19 protein-coding genes are annotated in these 20310 nt (G+C 64.7%); 10 read left to right on the plus strand and 9 right to left on the minus strand.

Annotation, left to right across the window (positions count from 1 at the left end; all coding sequences use genetic code 11):
• Positions 1 to 4: 4 nt before the first annotated feature.
• Genes ACY8GK_RS14395 through pilM form a run of 4 tightly spaced genes read right to left on the minus strand, consistent with a single transcriptional unit; the run spans position 5 to position 3651 of the window.
• Positions 5 to 1276 (minus strand): type IV pilus secretin PilQ, encoded by a 1272-nt coding sequence (locus tag ACY8GK_RS14395; RefSeq protein ID WP_196175686.1) that lies wholly within the window; start codon positions 1274 to 1276, stop codon positions 5 to 7.
• Positions 1197 to 2216: a pilus assembly protein PilP gene (locus ACY8GK_RS14400; RefSeq protein WP_462401493.1), complete on the minus strand. Its 1020-nt coding sequence runs from the start codon at positions 2214 to 2216 to the stop codon at positions 1197 to 1199. The genes ACY8GK_RS14395 and ACY8GK_RS14400 overlap by 80 nt, the downstream gene beginning before the upstream one ends.
• A complete protein-coding gene (locus ACY8GK_RS14405; RefSeq protein WP_462401494.1) occupies positions 2213 to 2749 on the minus strand; it encodes a PilN domain-containing protein in 537 nt (178 codons plus the stop codon). The genes ACY8GK_RS14400 and ACY8GK_RS14405 overlap by 4 nt, the downstream gene beginning before the upstream one ends.
• Entirely contained in the window at positions 2746 to 3651 is a 906-nt protein-coding gene (gene pilM, locus ACY8GK_RS14410) for a type IV pilus biogenesis protein PilM (RefSeq protein WP_462401495.1), read from the minus strand. The genes ACY8GK_RS14405 and pilM overlap by 4 nt, the downstream gene beginning before the upstream one ends.
• 171 nt (positions 3652 to 3822) lie before the next feature.
• On the opposite strand from pilM, the gene ACY8GK_RS14415 reads away from it, so the two are divergent.
• On the plus strand, positions 3823 to 6261 hold the full coding sequence (locus ACY8GK_RS14415) for a penicillin-binding protein 1A (protein ID WP_462403024.1): 2439 nt from the start codon (positions 3823 to 3825) through the stop codon (positions 6259 to 6261).
• Between the two features lie 141 nt (positions 6262 to 6402).
• On the opposite strand, the gene ACY8GK_RS14420 is transcribed toward ACY8GK_RS14415, so the two are convergent.
• From ACY8GK_RS14420 to rpmE, 3 genes are all read right to left on the minus strand, one after another.
• Entirely contained in the window at positions 6403 to 7671 is a 1269-nt protein-coding gene (locus ACY8GK_RS14420) for a malic enzyme-like NAD(P)-binding protein (RefSeq protein ID WP_196175676.1), read from the minus strand.
• 176 nt (positions 7672 to 7847) lie between these two features.
• Complete coding sequence (locus ACY8GK_RS14425; RefSeq protein ID WP_196175674.1) at positions 7848 to 8663, minus strand: thermonuclease family protein; 816 nt, start codon at positions 8661 to 8663, stop codon at positions 7848 to 7850.
• A 2-nt stretch (positions 8664 to 8665) separates the two neighbouring features.
• On the minus strand, positions 8666 to 8881 hold the full coding sequence (gene rpmE, locus ACY8GK_RS14430; RefSeq protein ID WP_023378219.1) for a 50S ribosomal protein L31: 216 nt from the start codon (positions 8879 to 8881) through the stop codon (positions 8666 to 8668).
• Positions 8882 to 9042: 161 nt separating this feature from the next.
• Here rpmE and ACY8GK_RS14435 point away from each other — a divergent pair, with 161 nt between their 5' ends.
• The 3 genes from ACY8GK_RS14435 to ACY8GK_RS14445 all read left to right on the plus strand — a co-directional run bounded on the left by ACY8GK_RS14435 (position 9043) and on the right by ACY8GK_RS14445 (position 13906).
• On the plus strand, positions 9043 to 11262 hold the full coding sequence (locus ACY8GK_RS14435) for a primosomal protein N' (protein WP_196175672.1): 2220 nt from the start codon (positions 9043 to 9045) through the stop codon (positions 11260 to 11262).
• 213 nt (positions 11263 to 11475) lie between these two features.
• The gene (argS, locus tag ACY8GK_RS14440; RefSeq protein ID WP_196175670.1) at positions 11476 to 13212 is read left to right on the plus strand and encodes an arginine--tRNA ligase; all 1737 of its coding nucleotides are present in this window, start codon (positions 11476 to 11478) and stop codon (positions 13210 to 13212) included.
• 1 nt (position 13213) lies between these two features.
• Positions 13214 to 13906, plus strand: coding sequence for an SPOR domain-containing protein (locus tag ACY8GK_RS14445; protein ID WP_196175668.1), 693 nt, complete (start codon positions 13214 to 13216; stop codon positions 13904 to 13906).
• Between the two features lie 64 nt (positions 13907 to 13970).
• Here ACY8GK_RS14445 and ACY8GK_RS14450 read toward each other — a convergent pair whose 3' ends face one another.
• Positions 13971 to 14390, minus strand: coding sequence for an NINE protein (locus ACY8GK_RS14450; RefSeq protein ID WP_462401496.1), 420 nt, complete (start codon positions 14388 to 14390; stop codon positions 13971 to 13973).
• A 158-nt stretch (positions 14391 to 14548) separates the two neighbouring features.
• Here ACY8GK_RS14450 and ACY8GK_RS14455 point away from each other — a divergent pair, with 158 nt between their 5' ends.
• Complete coding sequence (locus tag ACY8GK_RS14455; protein WP_462401497.1) at positions 14549 to 15181, plus strand: C40 family peptidase; 633 nt, start codon at positions 14549 to 14551, stop codon at positions 15179 to 15181.
• A 40-nt stretch (positions 15182 to 15221) separates the two neighbouring features.
• Here ACY8GK_RS14455 and ACY8GK_RS14460 read toward each other — a convergent pair whose 3' ends face one another.
• Positions 15222 to 16214: a type IV pilus twitching motility protein PilT gene (locus ACY8GK_RS14460; RefSeq protein ID WP_462401498.1), complete on the minus strand. Its 993-nt coding sequence runs from the start codon at positions 16212 to 16214 to the stop codon at positions 15222 to 15224.
• A 65-nt stretch (positions 16215 to 16279) separates the two neighbouring features.
• Between ACY8GK_RS14460 and ACY8GK_RS14465 the strand changes: the two genes are divergently transcribed.
• The 5 genes from ACY8GK_RS14465 (at position 16280) to metW (ending at position 20293) form a co-directional block, all read left to right on the plus strand.
• Complete coding sequence (locus tag ACY8GK_RS14465; RefSeq protein WP_462401499.1) at positions 16280 to 16966, plus strand: YggS family pyridoxal phosphate-dependent enzyme; 687 nt, start codon at positions 16280 to 16282, stop codon at positions 16964 to 16966.
• Positions 16967 to 17004: 38 nt separating this feature from the next.
• A complete protein-coding gene (proC, locus tag ACY8GK_RS14470) occupies positions 17005 to 17823 on the plus strand; it encodes a pyrroline-5-carboxylate reductase (protein ID WP_196175658.1) in 819 nt (272 codons plus the stop codon).
• A gap of 10 nt (positions 17824 to 17833) precedes the next feature.
• Positions 17834 to 18424 (plus strand): YggT family protein, encoded by a 591-nt coding sequence (locus ACY8GK_RS14475; RefSeq protein ID WP_196175656.1) that lies wholly within the window; start codon positions 17834 to 17836, stop codon positions 18422 to 18424.
• 101 nt (positions 18425 to 18525) lie between these two features.
• Positions 18526 to 19665: a homoserine O-succinyltransferase MetX gene (gene metX / locus ACY8GK_RS14480; protein WP_196175654.1), complete on the plus strand. Its 1140-nt coding sequence runs from the start codon at positions 18526 to 18528 to the stop codon at positions 19663 to 19665.
• Positions 19666 to 19672: 7 nt separating this feature from the next.
• Positions 19673 to 20293 (plus strand): methionine biosynthesis protein MetW, encoded by a 621-nt coding sequence (metW, locus tag ACY8GK_RS14485; RefSeq protein ID WP_196175652.1) that lies wholly within the window; start codon positions 19673 to 19675, stop codon positions 20291 to 20293.
• Positions 20294 to 20310: the final 17 nt, after the last annotated feature.

Here is a 20310-nt window from a genome sequence, read left to right on the forward strand (position 1 = left end):
AGAATCAACGACTCACGACAATCGCCTGGTCATTCATGATACGCGGAGTCAGGAAGACCAGCAGCTCGGATTTTCTTTGTTGTAAAGCATCGCGTCGAAACAGTCGCCCAACATACGGCAGATCGCCGAGAAATGGCACCTTGTCGACCACATTGCTCTGCACGGTCGAATACACCCCGCCGATCACGACCGTCTCGCCATTTCTCACCCGTACCTTGGCGTTGACCTCATTCTTGCGGATCGGCGGTACGTCGTTGAGCGCGTTGAGATAGTCCGGTTCGTCCTTGGTGACCCGCACGGCCATGATCACGCCGTCGTCCGGCGTGATCTGCGGGGTGACCTCCAGCGACAGGGATGCCTCGCGAAACGACACGGATGTCGCGCCGTTACGGCTGGTCTCCTGATACGGCACCTCGGTGCCCTTGAGAATGCGCGCGGTTTCCTTGTCCGCGGTGAAGACCCTCGGTTGCGACACGATCTCGCCATTGCCACTCTTCTCCATGGCGGTGAGTTCGAGGTCCAGCATGATATCGCTGCGCAGCAAGCCCAGGCCGAGGCCGGAAGTCGCCCGTTCCACGCCAAGGTCGACGAACAGCTCGCTGCCCAGGCGGACCTTCTCGCCGTACAGCGGCCCGCCCCAGCGCACCCCCAGGTGCTTTTCGTAATCGACATCCGCCTCCACGATACGCGCCTCGATCATCACCTGGCGCACCGGCACGTCCAGCTGCCCGACCAGTTCGCGTATCTGCGCCAGGCGCCGGGCAGGCTGGGTCACCACCAGGGTATTGGTGCGCTCGTCGACACTTATCGCGCCACGCCCAGCCAGGATGCCATCGTCCTCGAAGGCAGCCATGACCAGCGAAGCCAGTTCGCTAGCCCGGGCATGGTGGACCGCCAGCAAGGCCCGCTCGAGCGGCTGGCGGTCATCTTCCAGCTCGCGCTCGACGCGGCTGTCCCGGGCCTGTCCCGCCAGCTCGGCCAGAGGCGCCACGAGCAGCACTCCGGCGACCTCCCTGCGCCCCAGTCCCTTGCTGCGCAGCACCAGGTCCAGGGCCTGGCTCCATGGCACATCCTGCAGGCGCAAGGTCACATTGCCTTGCACCGTGTCGCTGACGACCAGGTTGACGCCGACATAGTCCGCCAGCGTCTGCAAGGCCGAACGCACCTCCACATCCTGGAAATGCAGCGAAAGCGGTTCATCCCGCTCGTCCGCCCCGCTCGAGAGCGGCAGCGCCAACAGCGCCAGCATCCATCCCAGCCACTTGAGCCTGCCCATCCTGATTCTCCTTGGTCGTGCCTTTTCCGAGCACGATGAACCGCGAGCGCTGTACCCATCCCTGGCCGGCCACGAAGGCCGGGGCGCTCACCTGTACGCGGCGGGCATCGATGCCGATGACCCGTCCCTCGCCGTGCCCGAGTCGCTCGCCCACGGCGACCCGGTGCAAGCGTCCGTCCAGGCGCAGTACGGCCTGGTGCACGCCGCGCCGAGCCAGGACGCCGACCATTTCCAGCCGTTCGAGCGGCACCTCCTCCAGGCCTTGGGGACCTGCCGTGGCGGTCGCGTGCTGAAACGGATCCACGCCTGGCGCCGCTGGCGCGGCTCGCGAGGGTTCGTGGGCAAGCGATGACGGGGCTGGCGATCGCGCGATCTCGCCCTGGTAAGCCCGGACCTGCAGTTGCAGGCGCACTGCCCCGGGATACGGGGCAAGCTGGGCCAGGTGCAGATCCTCTACCTGCAGCAGTCGCAGCTGGCCCAGCCAGTCATCCAGCCAGAGCCGCAAGCTTGCATAACGACCGACCACCTGCAGCTGCAAGGGCATGCTGCGATAACCATCGGCGTCTTGTTGGTCCCTGGCCTCGATCCGTTCGAACACCAAGTCGTATTCACTGGCCTGCCTGCTCAGTTGCTCTTGAAGCTCGTCGAAACCGGCACCCGCCGATAGCCGCCAGGAAGCATCCTGCAAGGCCTGCTCCGCTTGTCCGATAGCCGCCTCGACGGCCTGTGCACGGCCAAGCGCCACGCGCCGCTCGGCCTCTCGGGCCTGAAGCGCCTGCGCATTCAGGCGGGCCATGCGATAGGTCTCGGTCAGTGGCTCGATACGCCAGGCCCAGCCCAGTCCGAGCGCGACCAGCACGAACAACGTCAGTAACAGCGCCTTCACGGGCCAGGGCAGCAGCGCCGCCTGTTGCCATGTCAATCCCGCGCAGCCGCTCATGACAAGCGCTCCTGCAATTGCAGCGAAAGTCGAAAGGCATGGCCCTGCCCGCCAGCACGCAGTTCATGCAGTTGAGCCGACCGTACCGCGGGCGCCGCCTGCAGCGCGCGCAAGAAGTCTGCAACCGCAGCTGCGCGTGCGGCTTCGCCGCGAATGTGCAGGCGACGCTGCTCGAACTTCAGTTCCGTGAGGTACAGGCCTGGCGGCAAGACATCTTCTAGATGACGCAGCAGGGCGAGCGGATCGCCCGCCTGCTCGCGCAGCCTGGCCAAGGCCCGATGCTTGCTGCGCAAGGCTTCGAGCCGCTCTTGCAGTTCGGCCAGTTGCTGCACGGAAGCTTCCAGGGACTCGAGCTGTGCCTGCAACGAGGCATTGTCGGCCTGCAGGATGTGCAAACGGTGTCGGTGGCGCAGCTCCCAGCTGGCAACCAGGGCTCCAGCCAACAGCACGGCCACCACCATCGAGACTTGCCAGCGACGAACCCTGGCCTGGCGCCGATGTTCGCGCCAAGGCAGCAGGTTGATACGGTTCATGGCTCCAGCCCGCGCATGGCCAGGCAGCAAGCCAGGCTCATCAGGGATGCGTGGCGACGCAGGTCGTCGCTGTCGCGAGGCATGTCAGCCGTGTGCACCGGTAATGATTCGATGAAATGGCAGCGCATCGCCAGGCGCTCGCTCAGCGAGCGCCCCAGGGTCGCGTGCGCACCGAGCACATACAACCCTTGCGCGCGGTACGTCGATGGCGGGTCGCCGAGCCAGCGCGCCAGCTCATCGATCCACGTCCCTTGCGAATCGGTGCGCATCACCCGGCACCACGGTGCTTCGTCTTCCGGCCAGGCGTGCAAGGCCGCCCTAGCGCCGTCGATTCGGAGCAGGCGGGCGTGGGGCCCCGCGCTGGCCGGCAGCAAGCGGCGCAGGACCAGGGTGTCCACTTCGAGCACGCTCGCCCGCAGGTCGGCTGCCTGGAGCAGGTCCTGCAGCGTGTCCAGCTGGACCTGGCGACAGGCTGCGACCAATACGTCCAGCATTGCCGGGTCGCGCGGGCAAGGCCTCTGCACGTGAAAGTCGAGGGCCAGTTCGTCGAGCGCGAACGGCACGAAGCGATCGGCCTCGGCCAGCAGCTGCGCTTCCATTCGCTCCTCGCCCAGCCCGGCTGGCAGGTGGTGCCGCTTGACGATCACCTGGTTGGCCGGCAAGGCCAGGGCCATATGCCGCGGGCCACCGAGGCGTTGCGCCAGCCTGCGCAGCGCGGCGACCAGGGGCTGGGGGTCGCGAACACGGCCCTCGTCCAGTGCCGTCGGTGGGAATGGCTCGATGCCCCAGGCCAGGACCTGGTACCGGCCAGCCTGCCTTCGAAGCCGCAGGGCGCGCACGGAATCCGGACCTATCTCCATCCCTGAGAATGAACCGGCATCCTTGCCGAAGCGTCCCAGCATGACTGCTTTCCTCGTGTTTTTTCGCGGGCGGCATGGCCCGACGGTGGCACAGGCGTGCCCGTCGGCCGGTCACCCGGCAGAGTGAAAAATGCTTATAATGCCCAGCGTTTTTTTCTGAGCCCGGCCATTGCGCGCAACCTAAATCCTCAACCTGGACGCCCTAGAACCTTGATACGCCTGCTGAAGTTTTTCTGGTGGTCTTTCGTCGCTGTCATCTGCGCGCTGGTACTCGGTGTAAGCGGTGCCTTCCTTTATCTTAGTCCCAGCCTGCCCTCGGTCGACGCGCTCAGAAGCATCCAGTTGCAGATCCCGCTGAGGGTCTACAGCAGCGACGGCAAGCTGATCGCCGAGTTCGGCGAAATGCGTCGCTCGCCGATCCGCTTCGAGGAAATCCCCCCGCAGTTCATACAGGCGCTTCTGTCAGCCGAAGACGACAATTTCCTCAATCACTATGGCGTCGACCCTGGCAGCCTGATGCGTGCCGCCACCCAGCTGCTCAAGTCGGGGCATATCCAGACCGGTGGCAGTACCATCACCATGCAGGTGGCGAAGAACTTCTTCCTCAGCAGCGAGCGCAGCTTCTCGCGCAAGACCACGGAAATCCTCCTGGCCTTGCAGATCGAGCGCGAGCTGACCAAGGACGAAATCCTCGAGCTGTACGTGAACAAGATCTACCTGGGCAACCGCGCCTACGGTATCGAGGCAGCGGCGCAGGTCTACTATGGCAAGTCGATCCGTGACGTGAGCCTGGCGCAGATGGCGATGATCGCCGGGCTGCCCAAGGCGCCGTCGCGCTTCAACCCGCTGGCCAACCCGGTCCGCGCCAAGGAGCGTCGCGACTGGATCCTGGGGCGCATGTACCGCCTCGGCAAGATCGATCAGGCCAGCTACCAGGCCGCCCTGGCCGAACCGCTCAATGCCAGCTATCACGTGCCAACGCCCGAGGTGAATGCGCCCTGGATCGCGGAAATGGCCCGCGCCGAGATGGTCGGCCGGTACGGCAGCGACGCCTACACCGAAGGCTTTCGCGTGACCACCACGGTGCCCAGCGACCTGCAGGAAATGGCCAACGATGCCGTGCGCGACGGCCTGGCCAGCTACGACGAGCGCCACGGCTACCGGGGCCCGGAGGCACGCTTCCCGGGCAAGGACATTGCAGCCTGGCAACAGGCGCTGAACAAGCAGCGCAGCCTCGGCGGGCTTGAGCCGGCCATCGTCACCCAGGTGGAAAAGACCGGCCTGCAGGTACTGATGCGTGATGGCAAGCAGGAGCATGTCGCCTGGGAAACCATGAAGTGGGCCCGACCGTTCATCAATACCAACAGCCTGGGGCGCGTGCCACGCGGGCCTGCCGATGTCGCCGAGGTCGGCGACCTGGTGCGCCTGCAGCGCTTGGCCGATGGCACCTTGAAGTTCAGCCAGGTGCCAGGCGCGCAGAGCGCACTGGTGACCCTCGATCCCTACAACGGTGCCATTCGGGCCCTGGTAGGCGGCTTCTCCTTCGAACAGAGCAACTACAACCGTGCCATGCAGGCCAAGCGCCAGCCCGGCTCGAGTTTCAAGCCGTTCATCTACAGCGCGGCCCTGGACAATGGCTATACCGCAGCCAGTCTGGTCAACGATGCCCCGATCGTCTTCGTCGACGACTACCTGGACAAGGTCTGGCGCCCGAAGAACGACACCAACACCTTCCTCGGCCCGATCCGCATGCGCGAGGCGCTGTACAAGTCGCGCAACCTGGTGTCGATCCGCCTGCTGCAATCGATGGGCGTCGACCGTACCATCGACTACATCGCCAAGTTCGGTTTCAACAAGCAGGACCTGCCACGCAACCTGTCCCTGGCGCTGGGCACCGCGACCCTGACTCCGATGGAGATCGCCACCGGCTGGAGCACCTTCGCCAATGGTGGCTACAAGATCAGCCCGTACCTGATCGAGCGGATCGAGAGCCGTACCGGCGAAACCCTGTTCACGGCCAATCCCGCGCGCGTGCCACAGGCCAACCAGGACCAGGCCGGCATCGCCGCGCCGGAGCAGCCTGTCGGTGTCCAGTTGCCAGGCGAGGCCATGCCGGCCGATGCCCAGCCAGCCGCAGCGCCGCAGGTGGCCGAACGCATCGTCGACGGGCGCACCACTTATATTCTTACCAGCATGCTGCAGGACGTGATCAAGCGCGGCACAGGTCGCCGGGCCATGGCGCTCGGACGCAACGACCTGGCAGGCAAGACTGGTACCACCAACGAGTCCAAGGATGCCTGGTTCTCCGGCTACAACGCTGACTACATCACCACTGTCTGGACCGGTTTCGACCAGCCTGAGACCCTGGGTCGTCGCGAGTACGGCGGTACCGTGGCGCTGCCGATCTGGATGAAATTCATGGGCGCTGCGCTGAAGGACAAGCCAAGCCATCCCCCAGCCGAGCCGGAAGGTATCCTCAGCCTGCGCGTCGACCCGGTCAGCGGACGCGCCGCCACGCCTTCGACGCCCAACGCCTACTTCGAGCTGTTCAAGGCCGAAGATTCGCCGCCTTCGTCCAGCGAGCTGGGCAACGGCGTGGCGCCAGGCAGCCCGCTGCCGGCGGACGAAGCCGCACCGATGGACCTGTTCTGACGGGAGCGGCCGCGAGTCGTAGGAGCGGCCCTGCAAACACTCACCATGGCGCCGCAAGCACGCCGGGAGCGCCAGGGTCTGATCAACGAAAAAGCCCCGGCTTTCGCAAGCCGGGGCTTTTCTTCACGACAGGGTCACCGATCAGCCGTTGAACACGTCATCCACGCTCTTGAGCGGATAGTGCTGCGGATACGGCAGAGTGGCGACGCCGGACTCGATCGCAGCCTTGGCTACAGCGTCCGAAACCACCGTGATCAGGCGCGGATCCATCGGCTTGGGGATGATGTACTCGCGGCCGAACTCCAGGGATTCGACGTTGTAGGCAGCGCAGACTTCCTTTGGCACGGGCAGCTTGGCCAGGTCCTTGAGGGCCACGGCCGCTGCGATCTTCATCTCTTCGTTGATGCGCTTGGCGCGTACGTCCAAGGCGCCACGGAAGATGAACGGGAAGCCCAGCACGTTGTTGACCTGGTTCGGATAGTCGGAACGACCGGTGGCCATGATCACGTCATTGCGGGTTTCGTGCGCCAGCTCCGGCTTGATTTCCGGATCCGGATTCGAGCAGGCGAACACGATCGGGTTGGCCGCCATGGACTTGAGCCCTTCGGCGCTGAGCAGGTTCGGGCCGGACAGGCCGACGAACACATCGGCGCCTTGCAGGGCATCGGCCAGGGTGCGCTTGTCGGTGGCGTGGGCGAACTGGGCCTTGTACTGGTTGAGGTCGTCACGGCCGGCATGGATCACGCCGTTGCGGTCGATCATGAAGATGTTCTCGACCTTGGCGCCCATGCTGACCAGCAGCTTCATGCAGGAAATGGCCGCGGCCCCGGCGCCCAGGCAGACGATCTTCGCCTCGTCCAGGGTCTTGCCGGCGATTTCCAGCGCGTTGATCATGCCCGCCGCGGTGACGATGGCGGTGCCGTGCTGGTCATCGTGGAACACCGGGATGTCGCACTGCTCGATCAGGGTGCGCTCGATCTCGAAGCACTCTGGCGCCTTGATGTCTTCCAGGTTGATGCCGCCGAACGTGATGGAAATGCGCTTGACGGTGTCGATGAACGCCTGCGGGCTTTCGGCATCGACTTCGATGTCGAAGACGTCGACACCGGCGAAGCGCTTGAACAGAACACCCTTGCCCTCCATGACCGGCTTGGAGGCCAGCGGACCAAGGTTGCCCAGGCCGAGGATGGCGGTGCCGTCGGAGATGACGGCGACCAGGTTGCCCTTGCCGGTGTACTTGTAGGCCAGCTCCGGATCGCGACCGATCTCGCGCACGGGCTCGGCGACGCCTGGGCTGTAGGCCAGGGAAAGATCGCGCGCGGTGGCGGTCGGCTTGGTGAGTTCGACGCTCAGTTTCCCCGGACGGGGATGGGCGTGGTATTCGAGAGCGGCGGTTTTTAGATCTGACATGATGGGCATTCCGCTATTGGACTGTTCTGACGGACCGCCGAGGATACGCAAAGAGCCGAATAGCGACAAGACTGCCCGGTCACTTGTGTCAAGGCCTGTTGCCTACGACTTTACGCTATATCTGGCCAGGCGCAACGCGCTTTCGCAACGACCGTTGCGCTCGCCGCGCGGCAGGCTCAATGTCGTTGCAACATGACCGGGTCGCTGACGGAAACCAGCCAGCGCGGCCTTTTCCCTCGGCGCGCGGCCGTCGTGCCGCGCTCGCGCACCCAGCCACGGACTTCCATCGTGCGGCCCTGGAGGCGATCGAAGAAACCAGCCGGAAACCGGCGCTGCTGGCCTGCCGGTATATGCACGGTCAGATGACCATCGAGCTCCAGCCAGGTCCCGCCACGATTGCGCTCGATGCTGCCGACACGCCCTGCGACCAGCGCGAACCCCGGGCGCATGATGCTTGTGGCTCGCCGTACCGGGGCGTGTCGCCATAGCCCCAGGCGCGCCTGCCGAGCCTGGCGCTCGGCCTGGCGCTGGCAGTCGACGAGGGCAAGGTTCGGCGCCAGGGCAACCTGGTAGGCCAGCCCCTCGGCCAGCAGACGCGCCTCGAAATTGTCACCTTCGCGTCCATATACATGCGCGAGGGTTCGGCCATAGTGATCCTTCGCCTGTCGGCCCAATACCAGGCCGACACGACCATCGCTGGCTCTTACCAACGCTTGCAGCCGACGCCGCGCAGCCTCGGCATAAGGTTCGCCGGCCTGTCCCCTGCGGCCGACTTCCGGCGCATTGATGCCGATCAGGCGAACGCTGCGACCATCGGCCAGACGCAAGGTATCGCCATCGACCACCTGGCGAACCGCGGCCTGCTGCGCCTTGGCCGGCACGGGACAATGCGCATGGGCCGACGCATGCCAGATCGCGCCCATGAAAAAGGCGCCCACGAGGGGCGCCTTCTTCGACAGCCATGCGAATCCCGAAGGTTTCGCCATGTGCATGCTTACTTCTTGGTACCGAACATGCCGAAGCGGTCGGCGAACTTCTGGACGCGGCCACCGGTGTCCAGGACTTTCTGCTTGCCGGTGTAGAACGGGTGGCACTGCGAGCACACGTCGATCGCCAGCGGCTTGGCCAGGGTCGAACGGGTTTCGAACTTGTTGCCGCAGCTGCAGGTGACTGCTACGACTTCGTAATTCGGATGAATATCTGCTTTCATGGTCACTTCCTCGGCTGCGTGCCGCCATCCAACACCATTGTTGAATACCGCACGGAATCAGGCGGCGAATAATAACAGAGCCGCGCTCGAGCGCAAGTTTTCGCACCCACCGACCGTCGTGCTAGGCTCGCTTGGGCTACCGCCCCTTCAGAGATTGCCGCGTGTCCGACGTCATCCTGCGCCTCGCCCTGCCTTCGCCCCTGCGCCGTCTGTTCGACTACCGGGCGCCAGCGGGCACGGCAAGTCATTCGCTTGCTCCGGGCATGCGCCTGCGCGTGCCCTTCGGTCGCCGAGAGCTGATCGGCGTGCTGATCGAGGTGTGCGATACCAGCGAGGTGCCCGCCGACAAGCTCAGGCCCGCCGTCGCCGTGCTCGACTCCACCTCGCCGATGCCGGCATCCCTGCTCAAGCTGTGCCTGTGGACGGCCCAGTATTACCAGCACAGCCTGGGCGACACGCTCAACTGGGCCTTGCCGACCCTGCTGCGCCAAGGCGAACCGGCACAGATGCGCCAGGACCGTTTCTGGCAAGTGGCGCCAGGCGCGCGCCTGGACGACCCACGCATGGCACGGGCACCTCGCCAGCGCGAAGCCTTGCGTACCTTGAGCCAGCACCCCCATGGGGTAGCCCATGCCCTGCTCGGCAAGCTGGGCCTGAACAAGGACAGCCTCGATTTGCTGCTGGCCAAGGAGCTGGTGGCGGTCGAGGTGCGGCGCCATCTGCCGGCGCCTCGCCACGAACACTGGCTGGCGCAGCCGGAACTGCCGCTCAATGACGAGCAACGCGCCGCGTTCAATGCGGTGCGCTCGGCCTTCGGCGGCTTCCAGGCGTTTCTGCTGGCAGGCGTCACCGGGAGCGGCAAGACCGAGGTCTACCTGCAACTGATCCGCGAAACCTTGGAGGCCGGCAAGCAGGCATTGATCCTGATTCCGGAAATCAACCTCGGCCCGCAGACTCTGGCGCGCTTCGAACAGCGCTTCAACGCCCGCATCGCCCTGCTGCATTCGGCGGTCAATGATCGTGAGCGCCTGGACGCCTGGCTCGCGGCCCGCGACGGCGAGGCAGACATCATCATCGGCACGCGATCGGCACTGTTCACGCCCATGAAGCATCCCGGGCTGATCATCATCGACGAAGAGCACGACAGCTCCTATAAACAGCAGGAAGGCCTGCGCTACCATGCCCGGGACCTGGCACTGGTGCGTGCTCGACAGGAGGGCATTCCCATCCTCCTGGGTTCGGCGACTCCGTCGCTGGAAAGCCTGCACAATGCCCACTGCGGCCGCTACGGGCTGTTGCGCATGAACCAGCGTGCCGGCGGTGCCCGTCAGCCGCGCTTCCTGCGCCTGGATGTGAAGAGCAGGCCGCTGGACAGCGGCATCAGCGGCCCGTTGCAGCAGGCGATCGGGCAGACCTTGGCCGCCGGCCAGCAGGTGCTGGTGTTTCTCAATCGACGCGGCTTTGCGCCCACCTTGCTCTGCCACGATTGCGGCTGGCTTTGCGAGTGCCCGCGCTGCGATGCGCGCATGACCGTGCACCAGCGCTCCGGCGTGCTGCGCTGCCATCACTGTGGCCATGAGGAACGGATTCCACGGCAATGCCCACAGTGCGACCACGTCGACCTGCGTCCGGTCGGCGCTGGCACCGAACGCGCCGAGGAGCGCCTGGCCACGCTGTTCCCCGATTACCCCGTGCTGCGCGTGGACCGAGACAGCACCGCGCGCAAGGATGCCATGCAGCAACTGTTCGCCACCATCCAGCGCGGCCAGCCGTGCATCCTGGTCGGCACCCAGATGCTGGCCAAGGGTCACCACTTTCCGCGCGTCACCCTGGTAGCAGTGCTGGACGCCGATGGCGGCCTGTTCTCCGGCGATTTCCGCGCCAGCGAGCGCATGGCGCAGATGATCGTCCAGGTCGCCGGCCGCGCCGGACGGGCCGAAGAGCCCGGCAAGGTCATCGTGCAGACGCACCTGGCCGAGCACCCTTTGTTGGTCCAGCTGACCGAGCAGGGCTATTTCGCCTTCGCCGAACAGGCGATCAGCGAGCGCCGGGCTGCGGGCCTTCCACCTTTTTCCCATCTGGCCCTGCTGCGTGCCGAAGCGCACAAGCCTGGTCAGGCCGAAGGCTTTCTGGACGAAGCCTGCAACGCGGCGCAGCGCCTGCTGGCCGAACAAGGCGCCAGCGGAATCGAACTGCTCGGCCCGGTCCCGGCGCCGATGGAGCGTCGTGCCGGTCGCTACCGTGCCCAGTTCCTGTTGCAGGCCAGCGCCCGCGCACCTTTGCATCGCCTGCTTGGCGCCTGGCTGCTCGAACTCGAGCAGATGCCTTCGGGACGGCAGGTCCGCTGGTCGCTGGATGTCGATCCGGTCGATTTGTACTGAGCCGCAGGCTCCAAGCTGCAGACAAGAGCAGGCGGTGCAGGCGTCGCGGTCTGTCTTCGCTTGCAGCTTGTGGCTGAAGGCTGCGGCTTGACGCTCGCCGCCTGCGGCTCACCCCGTGGAGGTTGGCAAGCCGGCCCTGGGCACGGATAATGCCCAGTTTTTCCACCTGCGCATCGAAGCGCCTTGCCGCGCTTGCGGTCGAAAGAGATCCCGATGAAAGACACCATTCGCCAGCTGATCCAGCAAGCCCTCACCCAACTCGTCGCCGACGGTGTGCTGCCTGACGGGCTGACGCCGGCGATCCAGGTGGAAAATGCCCGGGACAAGAGCCATGGCGACTTCGCCAGCAACATCGCCATGATGCTGGCCAAGCCGGCCGGCATGAAGCCGCGCGACCTGGCCGACAAGCTCATCGCGGCCCTGCCGGCCAGCGAAGAGGTCAGCAAGGTCGAGATCGCCGGCCCTGGCTTCCTGAATTTCTTCCAGAATACCCAGGCCCTGGCCAACCGTCTCGATGCCGCCCTGGACGACGATCGCCTGGGCGTGCGCAAGGCAGGCCCTTCGCAGCGCGTGGTGATCGACCTGTCGGCACCGAACCTGGCCAAGGAAATGCACGTCGGCCACCTGCGCTCGACCATCATCGGCGACAGCGTCGCCCGGGTGCTGGAATGGCTCGGCGACGAGGTGATTCGGCAAAACCATGTCGGCGACTGGGGCACCCAGTTCGGCATGCTGCTGGCCTACCTGGAAGAGAATCCGGTCACCAGCGACGAGCTGTCGGACCTGGAGAATTTCTACCGCGCCGCCAAGAAGCGTTTCGACGAGTCCGAGGCGTTCGCCACCCGGGCGCGTGGTCTGGTGGTCAAGCTGCAGGCGGGCGATGCCGAATGCATGGCATTGTGGACGCGCTTCAAGGACATCTCGCTGTCGCACTGCCAGAAGACCTATGAACTGCTCAACGTCAAGCTGACCATGGCCGACGTCAAGGGCGAAAGCGCCTACAACGCCGACCTGGCGAATGTCGTCGCCGACCTGGCGGCAGCTGGCCTGCTGGTCGAGAGCCAGGGCGCCCAGTGCGTGTTCCTGGACGAATACAAGACCGCCGAAGGCGACCCACTGCCGGTCATCGTGCAGAAGGCCGACGGTGGCTACCTCTATGCCACCACCGACCTGGCGGCGATCCGTTATCGCAGCAATGTGCTCAAGGCCGACCGGGCACTGTACTTCGTCGATCAGCGCCAGGCCCTGCACTTCAACCAGGTGTTCGAAGTGGCACGTCGCGCCGGCTTCATCGGCCATCCGATGCACATGGAGCACATGGGCTTCGGTACCATGAACGGCGCCGACGGCCGCCCGTTCAAGACTCGCGACGGTGGCACGGTCAAGCTGGTAGACCTGCTGAACGAGGCCAAGGAACGCGCCTATGCCCTGGTCAAGGAGAAGAACGCCGGCCTCGATGAGCAGGAGCTGCGCCAGATCGCCGAAGTGGTCGGCATCGGTGCGGTCAAGTACGCCGACCTGTCGAAGCACCGTACCAGCGACTACAGCTTCAACTTCGAGCTGATGCTCAATTTCGATGGCAACACCGCGCCTTACCTGCTGTATGCCTATACCCGAGTCGCGAGCATCTTCCGCAAGCTGGGCAAGACCTTCGACCAGGCCGACGGTCAGATCATGCTGCAGGCCGCCCAGGAACAGGACTTGGCCGCGCGCCTGGCCCAGTTCGGCGAAGTGCTCAACAGCGTGGCCGAAAAGGGAACGCCACACGTGCTGTGCGGCTACCTGTACGACATCGCCGGGCTGTTCTCCAGCTTCTATGAAAACTGCCCGATCCTCACCGCCGAGACTCCCCAGCAGCAGCAAAGCCGCCTGCGCCTTGCCGCACTGACCGGTCGCACCCTCAAGCAGGGCCTGGAACTGCTGGGCCTGGAAACCCTGGAGCGCATGTAAGTTGGCCGCCAAGAAGAAACCCGCCCCCAAGCGCGGCGCCAGCCGTACCCAGGCGCCGGCCAAGCAGCCGATTCCCGGCTGGATCTGGCTGGCGGTAGGCCTGACGGTAGGTGCCTTCGTCGTGTTCCTGATGAAGCTCGAGCCAGGCGGCAACGATATCAAGCGCACCAAGCCCGAGCAGCAGGCGCAAAAGCCTTCCGAGGCAGCCAGGACCACGCCGTCTCCCCAGCAGCCGGTCAAGCCGAAGTACGACTTCTATACGCTGCTGCCTGAGTCGGAAGTCATCGTGCCGCCAGAGGCCGTACCCGAGAAGACTCCGCCTGTCCCGGCGCAGCCGGTCAAGCCGGTCACGCCCGAAGAGGCCGCGAAGATCGACACGGCCCGCGCCCAGGCCGCCCTGCTCGGCCAGACGCCGCCCCCCGCGCCACCGGTGCTCAAGCCGGCGGCCACTACCCAGTACTTCCTGCAAGCCGGCTCCTTCCGCAAACAGGCCGATGCCGACAAGGTTCGCGCACAGATCATCCTGCTCGGCCAGTCGGTCAAGGTCGAGTCGGGTACCGTGAAGGAAGAAACCTGGTACCGCGTCCTGGTCGGCCCGTTCAGCAATCGCGAACAGTTGACCGGAGCCCAGAAGCAGCTGGCGAGCGCCGGCTTCGGCAACCTGCTCCTGCAACAGCGCCAGACGCGGCAGTAAGCTGCAAGCAGATCATCGAGATTTCACGATCGGCTTGCAGCTTCAGGCTTGCAGCCTGGAGCCCTTAACGACGCTCGGCATTGAGCCTGGAGATCTGCCCGTTGAGCGTCCAGAAGTCGTACAGGACCCCGACCAGGAACAGCCCACCGGTGCACAGGTAGACCAGCGCGCTGATCCACTTGCCCTGGTACAGCCTGTGGACTCCGAACAGGCCGAGGAAAGTCAGGAAGATCCAGGCCAGGTTGTAATCCACCCGCCCTGGCTGGAATCGCAGGTCGGCCTGGCGATCCATCTCCGGGATCAGGAACAGGTCGATCAGCCAGCCGATGCCCAGCAGACCCAGGGTGAAGAACCAGATCGTCCCGGTGATCGGCTTGCCGTAGTAGAAACGGTGGGACCCGGTGAAACCGAAGATCCATAGCAGATAGCCCAGCACCTTGCTGTGCGTGTCATGGGCGATAGGGGGTTGCTGATAACCATTCATTAGTAAACCTCGCAACAAAGCATGAAAATTTTCTAAAAATTTTTGTGACTTTTTTGAACCTGCCCGACGTATGGCGGTCTTGGATCGACCAACGGATCATTAAATGATCACAAGCTGTTATAAAGTTGCGCGCCAAGACACCAACAAGAGCTTCAACTATGCCACCCTTGCTCAAGACATGGCTGACCCTCTGCCTATTATTGCCACTGGCCGCCCACGCCACCAATCGTGAGCAACGTCTTCCCAACGGTTTCACCACCTACACCAGCAACGCCTCGGCCAGCCATGCCAAGGCCTCCCACGCGTCGCTGCGGGCCAAGCCCGCCAATGCCGCCAAGGTACGCACCGGCAAGCTCGTGGCCGCGTCGGGCAAGCAGAGCAGCGCCGTGCTTGGCCGCGCGGTCAGCGCCCTGGGCACGCCTTATCGCTGGGGTGGCAGCAGCCCGAGCAAGGGCTTCGACTGCAGCGGCCTGGTCAGGTATGCCTTCGATGACGTGGCCAACGTCAACCTGCCACGCACGTCCAACGCGATGGCCCAGGGACATGGGGTGAAGGTCGCACGGGGTGACCTCAAGCCTGGCGATCTGATCTTCTTCAACATCAAGAGCCGCCGGGTCAACCATGTAGCCATCTACCTGGGTGACGATCGCTTCATACATGCTCCGCGTCGGGGCAAGCGCGTGAGCATCGACAGCCTCAACAAGCCTTACTGGAAAAAGCACTACGTCGTGGCCAAGCGCGTGCTGCCGAAGGACCAGGGCAACGCTGGGCTGCGCGTGGCCAAGCGCTGACCTGATACCAGGCGACCGGCTCGGCGCGCTTGACCGTCGCCTACTCTACCAGGCCTTGCACTCTGAGCAGACGCAAGGCCTCCTCCATGGTCCGCATGCCCTGCGTCGCGCCCGACTGGATCGCCGAATCCAGTTGCGCGATACGTCCCTCGCGGATGAGGTTGCGTACCGCTGGCGTACCTACCAGCACTTCGCGCGCAGCGATGCGCCCGCCGCCAATCCGTTTGACCAGTGTCTGGGCAATCACCATGCGCAGGGACTCGGCGAGCAGCGCCCTGATCGTCGACCGTTCCTCGCCACTGAAGACTTCGACCAGGCGATCGACGCTATTGGCCGCCGACCGCGTGTGCACCGTGGCCAGCACCAGGTGCCCGGTCTGCGCCGCGCGCAAGGCCAGGCGGATGCTTTCGAGGTCGCGCAGCTCACCGATCATCAGCACATCGGGGTCCTGTCGCAGAGCACTGCGCAAACCTTGGGCGAAGTCGCGGGTATCCCGCCCTATCTCCCGCTGGGTGACCAGCCCCTTGTGGCTTTGGTGGAGGATCTCGATCGGATCTTCCAGGGTCAGGACATGCACCGCATGCCGGCACACGAGCTGGTCCACCAGTGCAGCCAGGGTCGAGGACTTGCCGCTTCCGGTTGGCCCACCGACCAGCACCAAGCCCTCGCGCCACTGCGAAACAGCCTGAAACACTTCCTCGAGCCCTAGCGCTTCCAGGCCAGGTGCCTGCGCTGGCAGCAGGCGAAAGCTCGCCGCCAGGCCCGCGGCCTGGCGAAACAGACTCGCACGCAGGCGACCGACAGGAGCCACGGCAAGGGCGATGTCCAGCTCGTCCCCGTGCAACCATTGCTGGCGCTGGGTTTCGCTGAGCCAGGGTGCCAAACCCAGGCGCAGGTCATCGCAGGATAATGGCTTGGGCTGCATTTGCCGCAGCTCTGCGTCAAGACGCAGCATCGGTGGTCGCCCCGTCGCCAGATGCAGGTCGCACGCGCCCGACGCAGCCGCACGCGCCAAGAGTTCGGTCACATCCATGAGACTCCTCAAAGGCCATCAAGCAGGTAGAATGCCGAGGACCCCAGAGCCGTCGGCAGCGATCCATGTCCACCATAGCAGACAACCTGTACGCCCTCGCCATGCGCATCGACCACGCGGCGAACGCCGCCAGGCGCGACCCGACCAGCATCCACCTGCTGGCGGTGAGCAAGACCAAGCCGGCCAGCGCGATACGCCAGGCCTACACCGCGGGCGTGCGCGACGTCGGCGAGAACTACCTCCAGGAGGCGCTGGCCAAGCAGGAGCAGTTGCGCGATCTGGACCTGACCTGGCATTTCATCGGCCCCATCCAGTCGAACAAGACCCGCGCCATCGCGGAGCACTTCGACTGGGTCCATTCGGTCGATCGCCTCAAGATCGCCCAGCGTCTGTCCGAGCAACGCCCTGCGCACCTTCCCGAGCTGAACATCTGTCTGCAAGTGAATGTCAGCGGCGAAGCCAGCAAGTCCGGCTGCAACCCGACCGAGCTGCCGGCCCTGGCCAGGGCCGTGGCAGCCCTGCCGCGGCTGCGCCTGCGCGGTTTGATGGCCATTCCCGAACCCAGTGACGAGCGCGTCACGCAGGAGGCTGCCTTCGCCAGCCTGCGTCGACTCCAGGAAAGCCTCGCTCTCGACCTGGACACCCTGTCCATGGGCATGAGCCATGACCTGGAAGCGGCAATCGCGCAAGGAGCGACCTGGGTGCGCATCGGTACCGCCCTGTTCGGTGCCCGCGACTACGGGCATGGCTGAATCCATGTTCTACTCACCCTTTCCTTCAAGGACCTGACATGAGCAAGACACGTATCGCCTTCATCGGCGCGGGCAACATGGCGGCGAGCCTGATCGGCGGCCTGCTCGCCCAAGGCATGGAAGCGTCGCGCATCCGCGCCAGCGACCCGGGCGCCGACACCCGGACGAAAATACAGGCCGAGCACGGTATCGAGGTTTTCGAACACAACGACCAGGCGATCGCCGATGCAGACGTGATCGTGCTCGCGGTCAAGCCGCAAGTGATGAAGGCCGTGTGCCAGTCCTTGCAGCCGAGCCTCGTGCCTGGCCAGCTGATCGTTTCCATCGCTGCCGGGATCACCTGCCAGAGCCTGCAAGCGTGGCTCGGGCCACGCCCGGTGGTCCGTTGCATGCCCAACACGCCTTCGCTGCTGCGCCAGGGGGCCAGTGGCTTGTATGCCACCGAGGAAGTCTCGACACAGCAGCGCCAGCAGGCCGAACAACTGTTGTCAGCCGTCGGCATCACCGTATGGCTGGACCAGGAGCAGCAGATCGACGCGGTCACGGCCGTGTCCGGCAGCGGCCCGGCCTATTTCTTCCTGTTGATCGAAGCAATGACCACGGCCGGGGAAAGACTGGGCCTGTCTCGCCAGACTGCTTCGCAACTGACCTTGCAGACGGCGCTGGGCGCCGCGCACATGGCCACTGCCAGCGACGTCGACGCCGGCGAGCTACGCCGCCGGGTGACCTCGCCGGCAGGCACCACCGAGGCGGCGATCAAGTCGTTCCAGGGCAACGGCTTCGAAGCGCTGGTCGAGCAGGCGCTGCAAGCCGCCGCGCAGCGCTCTGCCGAGCTGGCCGAACAATTGGGCAAATGAGGAGCTTTCGATGAATGCACTGTCTGGCGCCATGATCTTCGTGGTGCAAACACTGGTCAGCCTGTACCTGGTGATCGTCCTGCTGCGTTTCGTGCTGCAGCTGGTCAAGGCCAACTTCTACAACCCGCTGAGCCAGTTCGCGGTGCGTGCCACCCAGCCGCTGCTCAAGCCGGTACGTCGTGTCATCCCGAGCATCGCCGGGCTGGATACCTCCTCGCTGCTGCTGGCGATCGTGATCCAGGCGCTGTTGATGGCTTTCGTGCTGATGGTCAGCTACGGCACCTTCGGTGACATTCCACACCTGCTGATGTGGGCGGTGATCGGCGTCACTTCGCTGTTCCTGAAGATCTTCTGGGTGGCGATGATCGTCATGGTGATCGTTTCCTGGATCGCGCCCAACAGCCACAACCCGGCGGCCGAACTGGCCTACCAGATCAGCGAGCCGGTACTGGCGCCGTTTCGCCGGATCGTGCCCAATCTCGGCGGCCTGGACATCTCGCCGATCTTCGCCTTCCTGGCGATCCAGGTGGTCCAGTCGTTCGTCATGCCTCCGCTGGCCGCCTATGCCGGCATGCCGCAGGAACTGTGGCGGATGATCTGAGGCCGTGCGCCCACGTCGATGAACGACAGTGGCAAGCTGCGGCTTGCCGCTGCCTAGGGGGGTCTTTAGACTTACGCCTCATTCAAGCGTGAGCAGGATCGATGTCCACTGTCTTTCCCGAAGATTCCGTCGGCCTGGTCGTACCGCAACTGGCGCGGTTCGACGAGCCGCTGGCCCTGGCCTGCGGGCGTTCGCTGGCTGGCTACGAGCTGATCTACGAAACCTATGGCACCCTCAACGCCACGGCCAGCAATGCCGTGCTGATCTGCCATGCGCTGTCCGGCCACCATCACGCCGCCGGCTACCACAGCCCCACCGATCGCAAGCCAGGCTGGTGGGACAGCTGCATCGGCCCTGGCAAACCCATCGACACCAACCGCTTCTTCGTGGTCAGTCTCAACAACCTCGGCGGCTGCAATGGCAGTACCGGGCCAGGCAGCATCAACCCGGCCAGTGGCAAGCCCTATGGTGCCGACTTCCCGGTCCTGACCGTGGAGGACTGGGTCCACAGCCAGGCGCGCCTGGCCGATCGCCTCGGCATCGAGCAGTGGGCGGCCGTGGTCGGTGGCAGCCTGGGCGGCATGCAGGCGATGCAGTGGACCATGACCTATCCGGAACGCGTCCGGCATTGCGTCGACATCGCTTCGGCACCCAAGCTGTCGGCCCAGAACATTGCCTTCAACGAGGTTGCTCGTCAGGCCATCCTGACCGACCCGGAATTCCACGGCGGCTCGTTCCAGGACCAGGGAGTGATCCCCAAGCGCGGCCTGATGCTGGCACGCATGGTCGGGCATATCACCTACCTGTCCGATGATTCCATGGGCCAGAAATTCGGTCGCGAGCTCAAGAGCGACAAGCTCAACTACGACTTCCACAGCGTCGAGTTCCAGGTCGAGAGCTACCTGCGCTACCAGGGCGAGGAATTCTCCGGGCGTTTCGATGCCAACACCTACTTGCTGATGACCAAGGCTCTGGACTATTTCGACCCGGCTGCCGCCCATGCTGGCGACCTGGCGGCGACTCTGGCGGGAGTCAAGGCCGACTACTGCGTGATGTCCTTCACCACCGACTGGCGCTTCTCCCCGGCCCGCTCGCGGGAAATCGTGGACGCCCTGATGGCCGCGCGCAAGAACGTCTGCTACCTGGAAATCGACGCGCCCTACGGTCACGACGCCTTCCTGATCCCGTCGCCTCGCTACATGCAGGGCTTCTCGAACTACATGAACCGTATCGCCATCTGAGGACAGCATGAGAGCCGACCTGGAAATCATCCAAGACTGGATTCCCGCCGGCAGCCGGGTGCTCGACCTCGGCTGCGGCAATGGCGAGCTGCTGGCTTCGCTGCAGGCGCACAAGCAGGTCAGCGGCTATGGCCTGGAAATCGACCCCGAGAACATCGCGGCCTGCGTGGCCAAGGGTGTGAACGTGATCGAGCAGGACCTGGACAAGGGCCTGGGCAACTTCGCCAGCGACAGCTTCGACGTGGTCATCATGACGCAGGCTTTGCAGGCCGTGGAATATCCCGACCGCATCCTCGATGAAATGCTGCGGGTCGGGCGTCAGTGCGTGATCACCTTCCCCAATTTCGGTCACTGGCGCTGCCGCTGGTACCTGGCCACCAAGGGGCGCATGCCGGTCTCGGATTTCATGCCGTACACCTGGTACAACACGCCGAACATCCACTTTTGCACCTTTGCCGACTTCGAGGCCTTGTGCCTGGAGCGGCGAGCGAGGATCATCGACCGCCTGGCCGTGGATCGCCTGCATCAGCACGGTTGGGCAAGCCGTCTCTGGCCGAACCTGCTGGGCGAGATCGGCATCTATCGCTTGAGCAGCCCCGGCCTGCGGGAGCAGCAGGTCGCGGTCTGATCCGATCGGGAGGTTCG

The sequence above is a fragment of the Pseudomonas sp. Marseille-QA0332 genome (assembly GCF_054950175.1).